Annotated in this window: 12 protein-coding genes; 4 read left to right on the plus strand and 8 right to left on the minus strand. The window is 72.6% G+C overall.

Annotated elements, in window-relative coordinates; genetic code table 11:
• Window positions 1-58 precede the first annotated feature (58 nt).
• The 3 genes from ACWED2_RS18110 (at window position 59) to ACWED2_RS18120 (ending at window position 4171) form a co-directional block, all read left to right on the plus strand.
• Window positions 59-457: a histone-like nucleoid-structuring protein Lsr2 gene (locus tag ACWED2_RS18110; protein WP_449691626.1), complete on the plus strand. Its 399-nt coding sequence runs from the start codon at window positions 59-61 to the stop codon at window positions 455-457.
• Window positions 458-604: 147 nt separating this feature from the next.
• Window positions 605-2695, plus strand: coding sequence for a HelD family protein (locus ACWED2_RS18115; RefSeq protein WP_449691627.1), 2091 nt, complete (start codon window positions 605-607; stop codon window positions 2693-2695).
• Window positions 2696-2773: 78 nt separating this feature from the next.
• Window positions 2774-4171: an alpha/beta hydrolase gene (locus ACWED2_RS18120; protein ID WP_449691628.1), complete on the plus strand. Its 1398-nt coding sequence runs from the start codon at window positions 2774-2776 to the stop codon at window positions 4169-4171.
• 27 nt (window positions 4172-4198) lie between these two features.
• On the opposite strand, the gene ACWED2_RS18125 is transcribed toward ACWED2_RS18120, so the two are convergent.
• The 4 genes from ACWED2_RS18125 to ACWED2_RS18140 form a co-directional block, all read right to left on the minus strand.
• Complete coding sequence (locus tag ACWED2_RS18125; protein ID WP_449691629.1) at window positions 4199-6214, minus strand: AMP-binding protein; 2016 nt, start codon at window positions 6212-6214, stop codon at window positions 4199-4201.
• Window positions 6215-6429: 215 nt separating this feature from the next.
• Entirely contained in the window at window positions 6430-7311 is an 882-nt protein-coding gene (locus ACWED2_RS18130; RefSeq protein WP_449691630.1) for a substrate-binding domain-containing protein, read from the minus strand.
• A gap of 242 nt (window positions 7312-7553) precedes the next feature.
• Window positions 7554-8576 carry a LacI family DNA-binding transcriptional regulator gene (locus tag ACWED2_RS18135; RefSeq protein ID WP_449691631.1) on the minus strand — a complete coding sequence of 341 codons (1023 nt, stop codon included), beginning with the start codon at window positions 8574-8576 and terminating at the stop codon, window positions 7554-7556.
• A gap of 451 nt (window positions 8577-9027) precedes the next feature.
• Window positions 9028-9615, minus strand: a complete 588-nt coding sequence (locus ACWED2_RS18140; RefSeq protein WP_449691632.1) for a TetR/AcrR family transcriptional regulator — start codon at window positions 9613-9615, stop codon at window positions 9028-9030.
• A gap of 193 nt (window positions 9616-9808) precedes the next feature.
• Between ACWED2_RS18140 and ACWED2_RS18145 the strand changes: the two genes are divergently transcribed.
• Window positions 9809-10522, plus strand: a complete 714-nt coding sequence (locus ACWED2_RS18145) for a FadR/GntR family transcriptional regulator (RefSeq protein ID WP_449691633.1) — start codon at window positions 9809-9811, stop codon at window positions 10520-10522.
• 31 nt (window positions 10523-10553) lie between these two features.
• Here the strand turns inward: ACWED2_RS18145 and ACWED2_RS18150 are convergent, their stop codons facing one another.
• Genes ACWED2_RS18150 through ACWED2_RS18165 form a run of 4 tightly spaced genes read right to left on the minus strand, consistent with a single transcriptional unit; the run spans window position 10554 to window position 16195 of the window.
• Entirely contained in the window at window positions 10554-12800 is a 2247-nt protein-coding gene (locus ACWED2_RS18150; RefSeq protein ID WP_449691634.1) for an alpha-L-fucosidase, read from the minus strand.
• Between the two features lie 26 nt (window positions 12801-12826).
• Window positions 12827-13684 (minus strand): aldo/keto reductase, encoded by an 858-nt coding sequence (locus ACWED2_RS18155; RefSeq protein ID WP_449691635.1) that lies wholly within the window; start codon window positions 13682-13684, stop codon window positions 12827-12829.
• The gene (locus tag ACWED2_RS18160; RefSeq protein WP_449691636.1) at window positions 13684-14703 is read right to left on the minus strand and encodes an ABC transporter permease; all 1020 of its coding nucleotides are present in this window, start codon (window positions 14701-14703) and stop codon (window positions 13684-13686) included. Before ACWED2_RS18160 ends, ACWED2_RS18155 begins: the two co-directional genes overlap by 1 nt.
• Window positions 14696-16195, minus strand: a complete 1500-nt coding sequence (locus ACWED2_RS18165) for a sugar ABC transporter ATP-binding protein (RefSeq protein WP_449691637.1) — start codon at window positions 16193-16195, stop codon at window positions 14696-14698. Before ACWED2_RS18165 ends, ACWED2_RS18160 begins: the two co-directional genes overlap by 8 nt.
• Between the last annotated feature and the right edge of the window lie 22 nt (window positions 16196-16217).

Raw genomic sequence — 16217 nt, forward strand, 5'->3', positions numbered from 1 at the left:
GTTCCGCCTATTGTGCTGTTCGCGTTCTCGAGCGCACACCCACCGGAGGAGCACCCAAGTGGCCCAGAAAGTCTCCGTCGAGATCCTCGACGACATCGACGGCAGCACCGCCGCCCAGACCGTCCAGTTCAGCCTCGACGGCGTCACCTTCGAAATCGACCTTTCGGACCGGAACGCGACCGCCCTCCGCCACGAACTGGCCCGGTACATCGGCGCCGGCCGCCGGGTCGGCGGGCGCAAGGTGCGGGTGGCCACCGGCCAGTCGACCACCGCCTCCGACCGCGAGCGCAACCAGCGGATCCGGGCCTGGGCGAACGCGAACGGCTTCGACGTCTCCGAGCGGGGCCGGCTCTCCTCGGAAGTCGTCGCCGCCTTCGAGCGCGCACACGGCGAAGGCACGGAATCGTCCGCGCCGTCCCCGCGAAAGCGCGCTCCGCGCAGGAAAGTCGCTGCCTGACTCCCGATTACGGCAGGTTTTGCCGCGCGGAGCGCACGAAGAGCGCACGCGCGGCTGAAGGCGCGGGAAAGAACAAGACTGTTTCTCCGCCGAATCGCCGTGCACCCTCGACGTCACCGATCACCGGATGACAAGGGGAGTTCAGGCGTGCCCGCCAGTAACGAAACCGATCGCGAACTCGACGCCGAACAGGAATACCTGACCACCCTGTATGCCGAAGCGGACACGCTGCGCGAACAGGCCGCCGCCCGGCTCGCCGCGGCGGATCCCGCCACGGCGCCGTTCTGGCGAGCGGAACTGAGCCGCCTCGCCGCGGCGGAGGACGGGCTGTGCTTCGGGCGGCTGGACATGCAGGACGGCAGCCGCCGCCACGTCGGCAGGCTGGGGCTGTTCCGCGACGACGAGCCGCTGCTGCTCGACTGGCGCGCGCCCGCGGCCCGGCCGTTCTACACCGCGACGATGGCCGAGCCGCACGGCGTGCGACGGCGGCGGCGCATCACCACGCGCGGCCGGGAGGTCGTCGCCCTCGACGACGAGCTGCTGGACGCCGACGCGGCCGACGTCGCCCTGGTCGGGGCAGCCGCGCTGATGGCGGCGCTGACCGCGCAGCGCACCGGCCGGATGCGCGACATCGTCACCACGCTGCAGGCCGAGCAGGACCGGATCGTCCGCGACGACCGCCCCGGCGTCCTGGTGGTGCAGGGCGGCCCGGGCACCGGCAAGACGGCCGTCGCGCTGCACCGGCTGGCGTACCTGCTCTACACCCGTCCGCACCTGCGCGGCCGCGGTGTCCTGGTCGTCGGTCCCAGCCAGGTCTTCCTCGAATACATCGGGCAGGTGCTGCCCGGGCTGGGCGAGCACGCGGTGGTGACGTCGACCGTCGCCGGCCTGTACCCGGGTGTCCGGCCCGGCCGGGCCGAACCCGCGGACAGCGCCGTGGCCAAGGGCCGCGCCGACATGGCCGGCCGGATCGCGGCCGCGGTGCGGGCCTCGGTGCGGCCGCCCACCGAGCCGGTCGAGATCGCGTTCGAACAGGAAACGCTGGTGCTGGACCCGCGTACCTGCCGCGAGGCCGTCGAAGCGGCGGCGAGCACGGGATTGCCGCACAACCAGGCGCGGCTCGTATTCCAGCAGCGAGCCGTCGCCGCACTCGCGCGGGACCTGCTCGACCGCATGGAGAACGTGGTGTTCTCCGAGACCGGCGAGGCCCTCGACGGCGGCAGCGCCGACGGGCGGCTGAGCGCGGCCGACCTGCGTGCCCTGGCCGCCGCCGGGGTCGTGGTCGAGGCCGGCCAGGACGGGCCGCGGCAGCTGCTCGACGAGACCGACGCGGCCGGGCTGCGAGCCACGCTGCTGGCCGACAACGGGGTGGCGGCCGCGCTGGACCGGCTGTGGCCGCCGCTGACCGCGCCGGAGGTGGTGGCCGGCCTGCTCGGCACGTCGGGCGACGACTGGAGTGCGGCGGACGTGCCGCTGCTGGACGAGGCCGCCGCCGTGCTCGGCGAGCCCGGCGGGAACGCGACCTTCGGGCACGTCGTCGTCGACGAGGCGCAGGAACTGTCCCCGATGGCCTGGCGGATGCTGATGCGGCGGTGCCCGACCAGGTCGATGACCGTGGTCGGCGACCTCGCGCAGACCGGTGACCCGGCCGGCGCCGCGGGCCTCCGCCCCCCGGTGTCCAGCTTACCCGCGGGCACCGACAGTTCCGGGTGGGGCGCGGTGCTGGGGTCGCATGTGGACGGTCGATGGCGGCTGGCGGAACTCACCGTCAACTACCGGACCCCGGCGGAGGTGATGGCCGTGACGGCCGCGCTGTTCGCCGCCCACCACCCCGGTCTCCGGCCGCCCCGCTCCGTCCGCCACGCGGGCGAACACCCCTGGCGGCAGCGCACCACGCTCGCGGAGCTGCCCGGGGTTCTCGCCGGGATCGCCGCCCGCCACCGGGACGGCCGGCTGGCGATCATCGCGCCGCCGTCGCACCACGCCCGGATCACCGCGGCCGTGCCGGTGCGCACGCCACCCGACCTCACCGACACCGTCGTCGTGCTGACGCCCGGGCAGGCCAAGGGACTGGAGTTCGACGCCGTGATCGTCGTCGACCCGGCCGCGATCCTCGCCGCTCCCTTGGGGCACAACGATCTCTACGTCGCCATCACCCGCACCACCCGGCACCTGGGAATCCTGCACCCCGGCCCGCCGCCGCCCGTGCTGGCCGGCGTCCGGGAGCGCTCCCGCTGAGCGATCGGCCCTTGTGGCCCGGACGCCGGAAGCCCTACGGTCGAGGCGAGTCCGGGTCGTCGCGGGGAGGAGCCTCGGATGTGGGGAACGGTTCTGGCGGGCGCACTCCTGCTGACCGGCGGCACCCCCGCCGTGGCGGACGCCGGGTGGTCGCCGTCCCCGATCGCCTGGACGGCGTGCCCCGTCGACCCGGACAGCCCCACGCCGCCGGACGGCGAGTGCGGCACGGTGCGGGTGCCGCTGGACTGGAACTCCCCCGGCGGGCCGTCGATTTCCCTGGCGGTGGGCCGGCACCGCGCCACGGATCCCGCGTACCGCATCGGGGTGCTGCTGGCCGATTTCGGCGGCCCCGGCTCGTCGAGCGCGGAACTGCCGCTGACCTCGCCCTTCTTCAGCCCGGAGGTCCGGGCCCGGTTCGACATCGTGGGCTTCGACCTGCGCGGCACCGGCCGCAGCGAGTTCATCGAGTGCCCGGAAACTCCCCGCCCGCCGGGCGACGAGCCCGCCGGCCCGGCCGAGTTCGCCGCGCTGCGGGCCTACAGCGAGAAAGCGGTCTCCGGCTGCCGCGCCGCCAACCTGCCCGTCTTCGACCACGCGAACACCGAGGACAACGCCCGGGACCTGGACGCGGTCCGCCGCGCGCTCGGCGAGGCCCGGATCAGCTTCCTCGGCATCTCCTACGGCACGCTGCTCGGCCAGCAGTACGCCGAACTGCACGGCGACCGGGTGCGGGCGATGGTGCTCGACAGCGTCATCGACCACAGCGCCGGCATCGAACGCTTCTTCGGCGACCGGGCCGCCGCCGCGGACGGGGCGTTCCGGCGGTTCGCCGAGTGGTGTGACCGCACGGCGGCCTGCGCGCTGCACGGCCAGGACGTCTTCGCCGTCTGGCGGAAAGCCCTCTCGGTGACCGAAGCGATCCCGTACGCGCAAAGCGAGCTGCGCGACCGGGTGCTGAAGGACATGTACCGCCCGGACTGGGCCGACATCGGCCAGGTGATCGCCGACACCGCGGCCGGGAACCCGCCGGTGACCGCGCAGTTCGCCTTCAACTACGAGTCGATCCGCCTGGCCGTCGTCTGCCAGGACTTCGCCCTGCGGATCCGGAGTTTCGCGCAGTACACGGCATTGCACGCCGAAGAGCTGCGCCGCGGGCCGGTCATGCGCGGCAGCACATTGGGCCACGGCGAGGCGATGGCCTGCCTGGGCGTCCACGGCCCGCCGGCGAACCCGCCGCACCGGCTCGACGTCTCGCGGGCGCCGCGGATCCTGGTGCTGAACTCCCTCTTCGACCCGGCGACCCCGTACGCCTGGGCCCTCGCGGTCCACCGCCAGGCACCGGCGAACACGACGCTGCTGACCTACGAGGGCGCGGGCCACGGGGTGTACGAGCGGAACACCTGCACCCGCTCGGCCGGGGACCGCTACCTGCTGACGCTGGCGGCACCCCCGCACGACGTCAGCTGCCCGGCCTGACCGGAGGCCGGACGGCCCCGGGCCGGGTCACCAGCGGTAGTTGCGGCGCAGCGCCCGCTTCACGACCTTCCCCGTCGCATTGCGCGGCAGTTCCTCGACGAACACGACGTCCCGCGGCACCGCGAACCGCGCCAGCCGCTCCCGCACGTGGGATCGCACCGTGTCCTCGTCCAGCCGGGCGCCCGGGACCAGCACGAGGTAGGCCGCCAGGCGCTGGCCGTACTTGGCGTCGTGGACGCCGACCACCGCCGCCTCGCGGACCTCCGGCAGCGTCAGCAGGACCTCCTCGACCGGGGCGGGGGCCACGTTTTCCCCGCCCGACACGATCATCTCGTCTTCCCGGCCCTGCACGAACAACAGGCCGTTCGCGTCGAGGTAGCCGCGGTCACCCGTGTCCATCAGGCCGTCGCGGACGTCCAGCTGCTCGCCGTCGGTGTACCCGTCGAACAGCAGGCGGTTGCCGACGTAGAGGCGGCCGGTCGCACCGGGTGGCACCGGGGTGCCCGCGCGGTCGAGGACGCGGATCGCGGTGCCGATCGGCGGGCGGCCCGCCGTGCCGCGGGCCGCCCGGAGGTCGCGCGGTCCGGCGATCGCGGCCCACGACACCTCGGTCGAGCCGTAGAGGTTGTAGAGGATGTCGCCGAACGCGTCCATGAACTCCTCGCCCAGCCGGCCCGGCAGGCCCGCGCCGGAGCTGGCGACCACGCGCAGCGAAGACAGGTCGTAGCGGGCCCGCGTCTTCTCCGGCAGGTCCAGCAGCCGCCGCAGCATCGTCGGCACCGCGAACAACGCCGTGCACCGCTGCCGCTCGATCATCGACAGCGTCGCTTCCGGGTCGAAGCGCCGGGGCAGCACCAGTCCGGCGCGCAGCGCCATGCCGAGCTGGAGCGCGGCCAGGCCCCAGGTGTGGAACAGCGGTGCGGCGACCAGGATCGGTTCCCCGGCCCGCAGCGGGATCTCCGACAGGACCGCGGCGGCGTCCGCCACGTTGTTCGGCGTCGGGCGGCGCGCGCCCTTCGGCGGGCCGGACGTGCCCGAGGTGAGCACGACGAGCCGGCCGGGACGGCCCGGCGGGGCGATCCGGGCGGGTTCCTGCGCTTCGATCAGTTCTTCGATGGTCGGGCCGTGCCACCCGCCGCCCGGCGGCCACGTCCACAGCTGCGGGATCTCCGGCGGCAGCCGCCCGCGCAGGGCGGCGAACTCGGCGTCGGCGAGCACCAGCTGGGACCCGTGCCGCAGCGCGAACTCGGCGGCCTGGCCCAGGGCCAGCCCGGTGTTCATCAGGGCCACGTCCGCACCCAGCTTGCTGCACGCGATCATCGCCTCGACCATCGCGTTGTGGTTGCGGCACATCAGGAGTACGCGCGAACCCTCGGCGATGTCGTAGCGCTTCAGCACCCCGGCCAGCCGGGTGGTGCGGTCGTCGACCTCGCCGAAGGTCCGCTCGGACCGCTCGTCGCACAGCGCGAGGGACTCCGGCGCGCGGCGCGCCACCGCCTCGTAGCCGCCGGCCAGGGTCGAGCCCCAGCGGCCCACCGACCTCAGCTGCCGCAGCGTCCCGGTGGGCTGGGCCGGGGTGAGGACCCCGGCCCGGACCAGGATCCGCGCGAGTTCGCGCTTCGACGGGCGCGGCGGCAGCGGATCGTCCGCGGGGACGCCGCCGAGGTGGTCGCTGATCGCGGCGACCGCGTCCACGATCCGCTGGCGGATCCGCGGGACCGCCGGCGAGCGGCCGTCGAGCAGGGTGAGCAGGACGGTGATCGCACAGCCTCGGGACACCGGCCGCAGCACGACCGACATCCGGTGCCCTCGGCCGGTCCAGGCCAGGTGCTCGTCGCGGCGGTGGACGAAGACTTCGGCCTCGCCCTCGCCGCCGGCGCGGTACCGGTAGCGGGCACCCCGGCCGGTGGCCTCGGAAACCGGCTCGCAGGAGGTGATGCCCCGGACGAACCGCGGGTAGAGCTCGGGGCTGCCCACGATCGTCCACACCGCCGCGGGTGTGTGCGGCACGGTGACCGTGATCTCGATGAGTTCCGGCTCCATCAGGACGCGACGGAAGGGGACGCCGGCAGGGTGGTCATGACTCGGCTCTCCCTTGGCCGTCCGGAGGTTCGGCCGTTCGGCCGGTACACCGAGCTTCCGTTTGCGCGGACCGCCGTGTCAACACAAGGCCGCACGATTCGATGTATTCGAGCGCGAAGGGCGCCCCAGAACCGGAGAACGGCGGAACGGTTCACACGTTTCTCACGCGGCGCGGATCACCACGGCGGCGGGCCGCTGCTGCCCCGGACCACCAGCGACACCGGGACCCGTTCGAGCGTGGCCGTCCGGACTCCCGACCGCAGTTCCCCGAGCAGGGTCCGCACCACCCGGCAGCCCAGTTCGGCGAACGACTGCCGCACGGTGGTCAGCGGCGGCCAGAAGCTCGCCGCTTCGGCCATGTCGTCGAACCCGACGACGCTGACTTCGCCCGGCACCGAGCGACCGGATTCGTGCAGGGCCCGCAGCAGGCCCAGGGCCATCTGGTCGTTGGCCGCGAACACCGCCGTCACCGACGGGTCGTGGGCCAGCACCCGGCCGAGGGTGTAGCCGGATTCGGCCGTCCAGTCCCCCACCACGGGCACCGGCGCACGCCGGTCGAACCGCGCCAGCGTCCGGCGCCAGGCCCGCTCCCGGTGCTCGGCGGCGAACGAATCCGACGGACCCGCGATGTGCCACACCGTTTCGTGGCCGAGGTTGAGCAGGTGCTCCGTCGCCAGCACCGCACCCTGCGCCTGATCGGTGTCGACCGTCGGATATCCGGCACGGGCGTTCGAATCGACGACCACCACCGGGACGTGCTGCGGGAAAACGATTCCCGGCCAATCCAGGTCGTATTCCTCGACCAGCACCACCAGGCCGTCGACGTCGTGTTTCCCCAGTTCCCGGAACGCATCGGTCACCGCGTCGCGGGTCGGCCTGCCCAGCGGCATCAGCTTGATCGCGTACCCCTCGGCCGCGGCCGCCCGCGCGACGGCGTCGAGCGTCCGGCTGTTGCCGAGGGTGGCCAGTGTCGACGTCAGCACGCCGATCGAGCACGCCGGGTCCGGCAGCACGACAGCCGTGCCACCGCAGGGATCCCCTGTCGTCCGCTCGTGCACGCCGCCCACCCCTCACCGGTCGTTCCCGCTACTCCGAGGTCACCACAGCGGCCGGATCCGGTCACCTTGACGTGGGCAACACCGCTGTTCGCGACGCTCGTCAGCCACCCGCCATCCCCGGCGGAAACGGCTCCGACCTGGGGCCCGTGCCATCGGCAGCCGCGGTGAACGTGGGCCGTACCGGCGGGGTCGTGAACAAGATCACTAAGCGACCGCTCAGTAACAGGCTAGCACCGCGCCGCTCAGGTGGATTCCCGCACCACCAACCTGGTCCCCAGCACGACGCGGTGCGGCGGCCCGGCCGTCCCGTCGAGCACCGCGAGCAGCTCACTCGCCGACCGGGCGCCCAGCGCCTCGACCGGCTGGCTGACCGTCGTCAGCGGCGGGACGGTGGTCCGCGAGATCGGCGCGTTGTCGAACCCGACGACCGCGACGTCGCAGGGCACCCGGCGGCCGGCGCGGCGCAGGGCGCGCAGCACGCCCACCGCCATGACATCGGAGGCCACGAACACCGCGTCCAGGTCCGGTCTCCGGTCGAGCAGCCGCAGCATCGCGTGCTCGCCGGAGGCCTGGCCGAAGTCGCCGTAGGCCACCGATCCCGGGTCGACGGCGCCGGTCGTGGAGATCGCGGCGGCGTAGCCGGCGAGCCGGTCCCGCCCCGGCGCCATGTCCTTCGGGCCGGCGACCGTCGCGATCCGCCGCCGCCCGGCCGCCTGGAGGTGCCGCACGGCCGCCTCGGCGCCGCCGCGGTTGTCCACGTCCACGTAGGTGTACCGGGTGGGGCCGGGGACGATCGGCCGGCCGGCGCTGACGATCGGGAAGTCCACCCGGGACAACGCCGCGGCGCACCGCGCGTGGGTGCTCACGAACAGGGCCCCGTCGACGTGCCCGCCGCCCAGGTACCGGAGGGTGGCGGCCTGGGCCGCCGCCTGCATCATCAGCACCACGACCTGGACACCCGCCGCGGTGAACGCGCGGTTGACGCCGTCCATGATGCGGCCGAAGAACGGATCGGAGAACAGCCGCAGGCCGTCCTCGCACAGGACGACGGCGACCGTGCCCGTCCGCTCCCCCTCGCCCGCGCGGCCCGCGCGCTGCCGGACGTAGCCGAGGGCGCGCACGGCCTGTTCCACCTGGCGGCGGGTCTGCTCGCGCACCTGCGGGAAGCCGTTGAGCACCCGCGACGCCGTCGCCGACGAGACACCGGCGACCCGGGCCACGTCGGCCAAGGTCGGCCGCGGACCGGAAAGGTCGAGAACGGTCATGGTCACCTCCGTGGGGACGGCACGAACCGGGGGCACGTTTCCGCCCGGAAACCGCGAAGCGGCGCGGGGAAAATGGTGTTAACGCTAACATTCCCGGGGAGGGCAATCGGGCCGTCGATCGGGCTTCGACGGTCTTCGCGTTCACCACGGGCTAGCGGGGACCGGCGCGACGAGGGCCGGGGTACCGGTTCTTGGTCACATTCGCACATCCTTGGGCGAGAGTGGGTCCGAACGGCCGAGCCGCGAGCGCCGGCGGGCGTCCGGTGATCTTTTGACCGTTCGCTCGGCAGAACCGATGCTGGAACCACGCACCCCGATGTGTCAACCGGATGACCGAAAGCGACCGGAAAAGCCGCACACCCCTTGTCGAAAACCGTCGAATTCCGCCACACGGGCCGGCACTTGCGATCCGGTGGGGCGACATCGACGCCGGGTTTCCGAGCCGGTGGCTTCAGGAATCCCCGGCCTGCTCGGCGAGGTCGAGGAGCCACGCGCTCCACGCCGGGTCGGTGCGCCGCCCCGGCAGTTCGAGCGCCACCGACACCGTCTGGACGAGACCCGTCGCGAAGAACGTCCGCACCCGGAACGCGTCCACCCCCGTCATCCGGGCGATCGCGGCCAGCAACGCGAGGTGCCGCCGCCGGACCGCCTCGCGCACCGGCTCGTCCGCCGCCGCGTAGCCGTGCAGCACGACCAAGCCGACCGTCGGATCGCTCTGCAGCAACCGGGCATAGGCGGCGCCGAAGGTGGCCAGCGTCGGCTCGGGGCCCTCGAACGCCGCTTCGATGCGGTCGTACGCGGCGTGCACCACTTCGAGGAAGAGCTTTCGCTTGGAGCCGAACACCTGCACGATCCGCGGGTGCGAGATGCCGGCCCGGGCGGCGATGGCCTCCAGCCGGGTGCCCGCCAGCCCGTTGGCGGCGAACTCGACGCCGGCCGCTTCGAGGATCGCCGCGCGGCGGGCCGCCACGGGGAGCCGGGCCGGGCCCGCGTCACGCACCGCCGCCACCCACGCGGCCGACGAACCCCCGGAAGGCATCGGGTCTGCGCTGCGCCATTTTGCTAACTTACAAGTCAGTAAGAATCGCGGACAAGACATCACATGTCTGGTCCGCGAAACGTCATCGAAACAGGTGAATCACCCTTCATTACGCAACATGCGTCACTCCTTCACAGGTATACATCATATGAATGCTAGGATGGTTCTTCAGGCGAGGTGTCCGAGGAGAGCCATGGCGAGGTCGTTGACCGACGAAGCGATCGACCGGATCCGGGAGTTCGTCCGGTCCGGCCGGTTCCCGGCGGGTGCCAAGCTGCCCCCCGAGCACGAACTGGCCACCGAGCTGGGGATTTCCCGCAGCCCCACGCGGGAGGCCGTGAAGGCGCTCGCGCTGGCCCGGGTGCTCGAGGTCCGCCGCGGCGACGGCACGTACGTCACCAGTCTCGCGCCGAGCCTGCTGCTGGAAGGGCTCGGCAACGCGGTGGCGCTCATGCAGGGCGGCAGCGTCCTCGAGCTCACCGAGGTGCGCCGGCTCCTGGAGCCCGCGGCCACCGGCCTGGCCGCCACCCGGATCACCGACGCGCAGCTGCGGGCCGTCGGCGAGCTGCTCGACGCGATGCACGAAGCGGTCGAGGACGTCGAACGCCTCACCGTGCTCGACGCCGCCTTCCACCGGGCGGTCGTCACCGCGACGGGCAACGAAACCCTCACCGCGCTGCTGGACGGGATCTCCTCCCGGACCCTGCGCGCGCGGGTCTGGCGCGGCACGGTCGAACGCGGCGCCACGCACGTGACGCTGTCGCAGCACAAGGCCATCTACGACGCGCTCGCCGACCGCGACCCCGCGGTGGCCACCGCGGCGGCGCTGATGCACGTCGACACGTCCGAACGCTGGCTGCGCGCGCACTTGGCCGAGGTCCGGGAGCTCGACGGCGGAGCGCCGTGACCGGAGCCCGGTCACGACGCCCGCACTCCCGTCAAGCAACGGAAATCGACCAGCGCAGGTTGGGGCTGCCGTCGTCGTTCCACACCTTCAGCGGGGAGCCCGAGGGCACGTTCCCGCCGCTGTCGAGCACCAGCCCGGTGACCCGGTTCGCGATCACGAACACGCCGCCGCCGGTGTCGGTGACCGACCACTGCTGGCTCGCTGCGCCGGTGTAGGCCGACTGCACGGGGTTTCCGCCCGCGGCCGTGGCGCCGGCCCCGTCGATCACCAGCCCGTTGGTGCGGTTGGTCAGCTTGACGAACCCGTCGCCGGTGTCTTCGATGCCGAACTGGAGGTTCGGGCTGTCGTCCGGGGTCCAGATCTTCAGCTTGCTGCCCGCCGCGACCGCTCCCCCGCCGTCGACGGCCAGGCCGTTGGTGACGTTGACGATCCGGAACCACCGGGCAGGGTCGAACGCCACGCGCATCGAAACGATCGCGGACGCCCGCACGTCCGGTGTGGCCACGAGGAACCGGCTCGGAGTTCCGGTGAAGTTGTCGGCCGGATAGCCGAGGGCCTCGTAACCGTCCCCTGGCCAGATCGCGGAAACGGGCTTCGGCAGCGCGGCCTGCAGCTGGGCCGCGGTGTAGCTGCCGACACCCAGCGCCGCGCTCGCGCCGCGATAACCGCGCTCGGCGAACACCTTCGCGCCGGAGGCGGGACCCACCACCGGGATCCGGCCCGCGAAGGTCAGCTTGAGCACGTAGGCGGGCGACTCGTACGGCTTGGCCGGCAGCGTGACGTGCAGGCCGCCGGCGTCCTGGGTGTACTTCAGCGCACCGGGCGCGCCGAGCAGTTCGACGCGGCGCAGGCCGCCGAGGTCGATCCGCCTGCCGGACAGCGTGGTGAGGTCCGCGGTGGCCCCGGGCCAGGCCAGCACGGTCGCGTAGAGCACGCGGCCGGCCTTGTCGCGGGTGAACCGGAAGTCCTTGGCCGTGCCCACCTTGGGGGCGACGAACGAGCCGCCGCCCATCTTGGTCGGGCCCTCGCCGTAGACGTCCCAGACGCGCGTGGAATAAATCGACTCGCCGACGCGGCCGAGGTAGGTGCCGAAGTCGGCGAGCACCGCGCGCTGCTCGGCCGGGATGGTGCCTTCGAGCGTCGGGGAGATGTTGAGCAGCATGTTGCCGCCCTTGCTGACCCGGTCGATCAGGGCGTGGATCATCTGGGTGCTCGAGTAGTAGCCGATGCCCCGGGTGTAGCTCCAGCTGCTGCTGGAGATCGCGTCGTCGGTCAGCCAGTACGGCGTGACGATGTCGGCCGGGCCGCCGCGCTCGTAGTCGGCGACTTCGCCGTTGGTGTTGAACCCGTGGTCGAAGTGCTTGAACGTCGAGACGACGTCCTTGCCCCACTTCTGCGCCTGGTTGTAGTAGTAGGCCAGGAATTCGAGGCGCTGCTGCTCCCCCACCGCGCACGGGCCGCTGTTGATGCAGTAGCCGGGCGAGTTCAGCGAGAAGTCCTGCCAGAGGATGTCGGGCTTGGCGCGGTCGATGACCTCCTTGAGCTTGGCCAGCCACAGCTGGTCGTGCTCGGCGCGCGGCAGCTGGCCGTACAGCTTGCGCAGGCTCGGGGTGCTCTGCGGCGGGGCGAAGTCGTAGAAGCCGTTGTAGTTGAACGCGTGGTGCATCGCGACCAGCAGCTTCAGGCCCTGCCCGCGGATGGCGTCGGAGAACAGCTTCAGCAGGTTGAGGTGCGGCCCGCGGGCCACCGAGTTCCACTCGTTGACCTTGCTGTCCCACATCGAGTACCCGTCGTGGTGCTCGGCGACCGGGCCGGCGAACTTCGCCCCGGACGCCTTGACGACCCGCGCCCATTCCTCCGGGTCGAACTGCCCGCCGTGGGAGGCGAGCTTCGGCGCGAACTGCACCGGGTTGCCTGCCGTGTCGGTGCCGCCGTCGATGAACCGGTCGTAGCCCCACACCGCCGGGTCGCCGTAGGTGGCCTTGTGGTGCTTGTTCTCGCCGCTGTCCGGGATGTACATGTTGCGGCCGTACCACTCGCTGCCGAACTCCGGCGTGGTGAAGGCGCCCCAGTGCCAGTAGATGCCGAACTTGGCGTCCTGGAACCACTCCGGCGCGGGCGGGTGCCGGTCGACCGACGGCCAGGTCGGTTCGTAGCACTGCGCCGCGGCGGCCGCCGCCGGGCCGGCCAGCGCGGGTGGCACGGCCGCCGCGGCGAGCCCGGCGGCCGCGAGGGCGCCGAACTGCCGGCGGGAGAACGGGTTCTGGGCAGGGGGCATCGTTGCACTCTCCTGGGTGAGGGGACTTAGCGGGAAATCAGGTGGTGCAGCAGGTCGTGCGGCACCTCGCGGCGGAAGGCGTCGAGGTTCTCCCGCACCTGGGCGGCGCTCGTGACGCCGACGAGGACGGAAGTGACGGCCGGGTGCGCGGCGGCGAAGGCGAGCGCGCACGCGGCCAGGTCGTACCCGGCCGACTCGGCGGCCTCCCGCATCCGCTGGGCTCGGGCCACCAGCTCCGCCGCGGCCGGGGCGTAGTCGAACCAGGCGCCGGGCCGGGGATCGATCAGCAGTCCGGAGTTGAACACCCCGCCGAGCACCACGTCGACCCCGCGGTCGGCGCACCGGTCGAGCAGGCGTTCGCCGCTGCGGTCGAGCAGCGTGTACCGGCCGGCGAGCAGGACCACGTCGACGTCGAGCCGCTCGACGAACCGGGCGGGCATCTCCCACTGGTTCATCCCGACGCCGATCGCGGAGACCACGCCTTCGTCGCGCAGCCGGCACAGTGCCGGCCACGCCTCGGCAGCGGCTTGCTCTTCGTGGTCGTCGGGGTCGTGCAGGTAGGCGATGTCGACGCGGTCGAGGCCCAGCCGTTCGAGACTGCCTTCGATCCCCCGGCGGACGGCGTCCGCGGAGAAGTCGAAGAAGCAGCCGCCGTCGGTGAGCGTCCGGCCCACCTTCGTCGACACGGTGAACGAGCCCGCGGGCAGCCCGGCCAGCGCCCGGCCGAGCCGGCGTTCGGCCAGCCCGAAGCCGTAGTAGGGCGCGGTGTCGAAGTAGCGCACCCCGGCGCCGGCCGCCGCGGCGACGACCTCCGCGGCGGCCTCGTCGTCGACGTCCCCGAAGACGTTGCCCAGGCCGGCGGTGCCCAGGCCGAGGTCCGCCATCAGGTCTGCCGCTTGCCGCTGGTGATGCGGGACATCACCAGCGCGATGAGGATGATCGCGCCGTTGAGCGCGCCGATCCACTGGGCGGGCACGCCGGCCAGGGTCAGCACGTTCTGGATCATGTACAGCAGCAGGATCCCGGTGAACGCGCCGAAGAGCGTGCCTCGGCCGCCGTTCAGGCTCACCCCGCCGATCACGGCCGCGGCGAACACCGTGAAGATGTAGCCGTTGCCCTGCGCCGCGGCGACGGACGCGAGCCGCCCGGACAGCAGCAGCCCGCCGAGCGCGGCCAGGACGCTGGCCCCGATCAGCACGATCCACACGATGCGGTCGGTCCGGATGCCCGCGGCCTTCGCCGCGTCCTCGTTGCCGCCGATCGCGTACAGGCTGCGGCCGAACCGGGTGTAGCCGAGCAGGACGATCCCGCCCGCGAACAACAGCACGCAGATCCAGATCGACGCCGGGATCCCCGCCCACAGCGTGGTGCCCAGGTAGAGCATCGAATCGGGCAGGCCGAAGAAGGTCTGGCCGCCGGAGATCCCGGTCAGCAGGCCGCGCAGCACGATCAGCATGCCGAGGGTGACGACGAACCCGCTCAGCCCGAACCGGACGATCAGCAGGGCGTTGAGCGCCCCCACCACCACGCCGACCAGCAGCACCACCGGCACGGCGGTCCACGAGGGCAGCAGCCCGAGCGAGTGGCCGCCACCGATCGTCAGCCAGGCCGCCACGCCGGGCGCGAGGCCGAACGTCGATTCCAGCGAGAGGTCCATCTTGCCGACGACCAGGACCATCGTCTGGGCGAGCACCAGCAGCGCGATCTCCGACATCGTCTGCAGGATGTTGATCACGTTGTCGTACTGGAGGAACACCGGGTTCACCAGCTGGCCGACGACGGCGATCGCGATGATCCCGGGCACCAGCGCGAAGTCGCGCAGGCGGGCCAGTGCGATGCGCCGGGGCGCGGCGGACGGTCCGGTCCGCGGCGGGGCGCCCACCGCGGCGGGGCTTTCAGGCATCGAGGTCGACTCCTTCCATGGCGGCCACGACCTCGCGGTCCTGCCAGCCTGCGGGCACTTCGGTGGTGAGCCGGCCGTGGACCACGACCAGCAGCCGGTCGCACAGGCGCAGGTCGTCGAGTTCGTCCGAGGCGATCAGCACCGCGGTGCCCGCCGCGGCGGCCTCCGCGACCTTGCCCAGGAGGAACTCCTTCGACCGCACGTCGACCCCGGCGGTGGGGGTGATCAGCACGAGCAGGCGGGGATCCCCGGCCAGGGCCCTGGCCATCACGACCTTCTGCTGGTTGCCGCCGGACAGCGCGGACACCGGCAACTCGGGGCCGGGGGTCTTGACCGCCAGCCGGGTGATCAGCGTCCCGGCGAGCCGGTCACGCAGGCCGGACCGGACGAAGATGCCGGGCCCGAGCCGGTCCATCACGCTCATCGTGGAGTTGTCCGCAATGGACATCTCCGGCACGAAACCCTGGTGGTGCCGGTCTTCCGGGACGAACCCGACCCCGGCGGCCAGCGCCGACGGGACGTCACCGGGCCGGGGCCGGGAGTCCCCGACGAAGACCGTGCCGGACGTCGGCTTGCGCAGCCCGACGAGGGCCTCGGCGAGCTCGGTCTTGCCGCTGCCGCCCGACCCGGCCAGCCCGACGATCTCCCCGGGCGCGACGTCGAACGACACGTCCTCGAAGAACGGCGCCAGGCTCAGGTCGGCCACCCGGAGCACGGGTTCGGTGCCGTGCCGGGCCGAGGACGCCCGTTCCTGCGTCGCCACGGCGTTCTCCCCGGTCATCGCCGCGACGAGGTCGGCCTTCGGCAACTCCGAGACCGGTGCGGTGAGGACGTGCCGGGCGTCCCGGTACACCGTCACCGTGTCGCAGATTTCGTACACCTCCTGCAGGTGGTGGCTGATGAACAGGAAGGTGACGCCCTGGCGCTGCAGCTCGGCGATGTGCCCGAACAGCCGGGTGATGGCGGCCCCGTCGAGCTGCGCGGTCGGCTCGTCGAGGATGACGAACCGGGCGCCGAACGACAGGGCCCGCGCGATCTCGACGAACTGCCGCTGCTCGACGCTCAGCTCCCGGGCCGGCCGGTGCACGTCGACGGCCACCGACCAGCGTTCGAGCAGCTCCTCGGCCGACCGCCGCAGCGCGGACCAGCGGACGAGCCCGCCCCGGGTCTCCTGCCGGTTCAGGAACAGGTTCTCCGCCACCGACAGGTCGGGGATGATCGTCGACCGCTGGTACACGCAGGCCACCCGGGACCGCCAGGCGTCCCGGTCGGACCGGGCCGGCGCCGGTTCCCCGCTCAGCCGCACGGTTCCGGCGTCCGGCTCGGTCAGTCCGGTGAGGACGGACACCAGCGTCGACTTGCCGGCCCCGTTGCGGCCGACCAGCGCGTGCGTCTGTCCCGGTAGGACGGTCAGGTCGGCGTGGTCGAGCGCCACGGTGGCGCCGTAGCGCTTGACCACCCCGCGTGCCTCGACGACCGGCACGGTGCTCATGTTCGCTTCCTCTCTGAAGCGG

The sequence above is a fragment of the Amycolatopsis sp. NPDC005003 genome (genome assembly GCF_053600695.1).

Coding starts and splice junctions, on each gene's coding strand:
- ACWED2_RS18120 (WP_449691628.1), top strand. CDS start 2,774: ATGTGGGGAACGGTTCTGGCGGGCGCACTCCTGCTGACCGGCGGCACC.
- ACWED2_RS18125 (WP_449691629.1), bottom strand. CDS start 6,214: ATGGAGCCGGAACTCATCGAGATCACGGTCACCGTGCCGCACACACCC.
- ACWED2_RS18135 (WP_449691631.1), bottom strand. CDS start 8,576: ATGACCGTTCTCGACCTTTCCGGTCCGCGGCCGACCTTGGCCGACGTG.
- ACWED2_RS18140 (WP_449691632.1), bottom strand. CDS start 9,615: ATGCCTTCCGGGGGTTCGTCGGCCGCGTGGGTGGCGGCGGTGCGTGAC.
- ACWED2_RS18145 (WP_449691633.1), top strand. CDS start 9,809: ATGGCGAGGTCGTTGACCGACGAAGCGATCGACCGGATCCGGGAGTTC.
- ACWED2_RS18150 (WP_449691634.1), bottom strand. CDS start 12,800: ATGCCCCCTGCCCAGAACCCGTTCTCCCGCCGGCAGTTCGGCGCCCTC.
- ACWED2_RS18155 (WP_449691635.1), bottom strand. CDS start 13,684: ATGGCGGACCTCGGCCTGGGCACCGCCGGCCTGGGCAACGTCTTCGGG.
- ACWED2_RS18160 (WP_449691636.1), bottom strand. CDS start 14,703: ATGCCTGAAAGCCCCGCCGCGGTGGGCGCCCCGCCGCGGACCGGACCG.
- ACWED2_RS18165 (WP_449691637.1), bottom strand. CDS start 16,195: ATGAGCACCGTGCCGGTCGTCGAGGCACGCGGGGTGGTCAAGCGCTAC.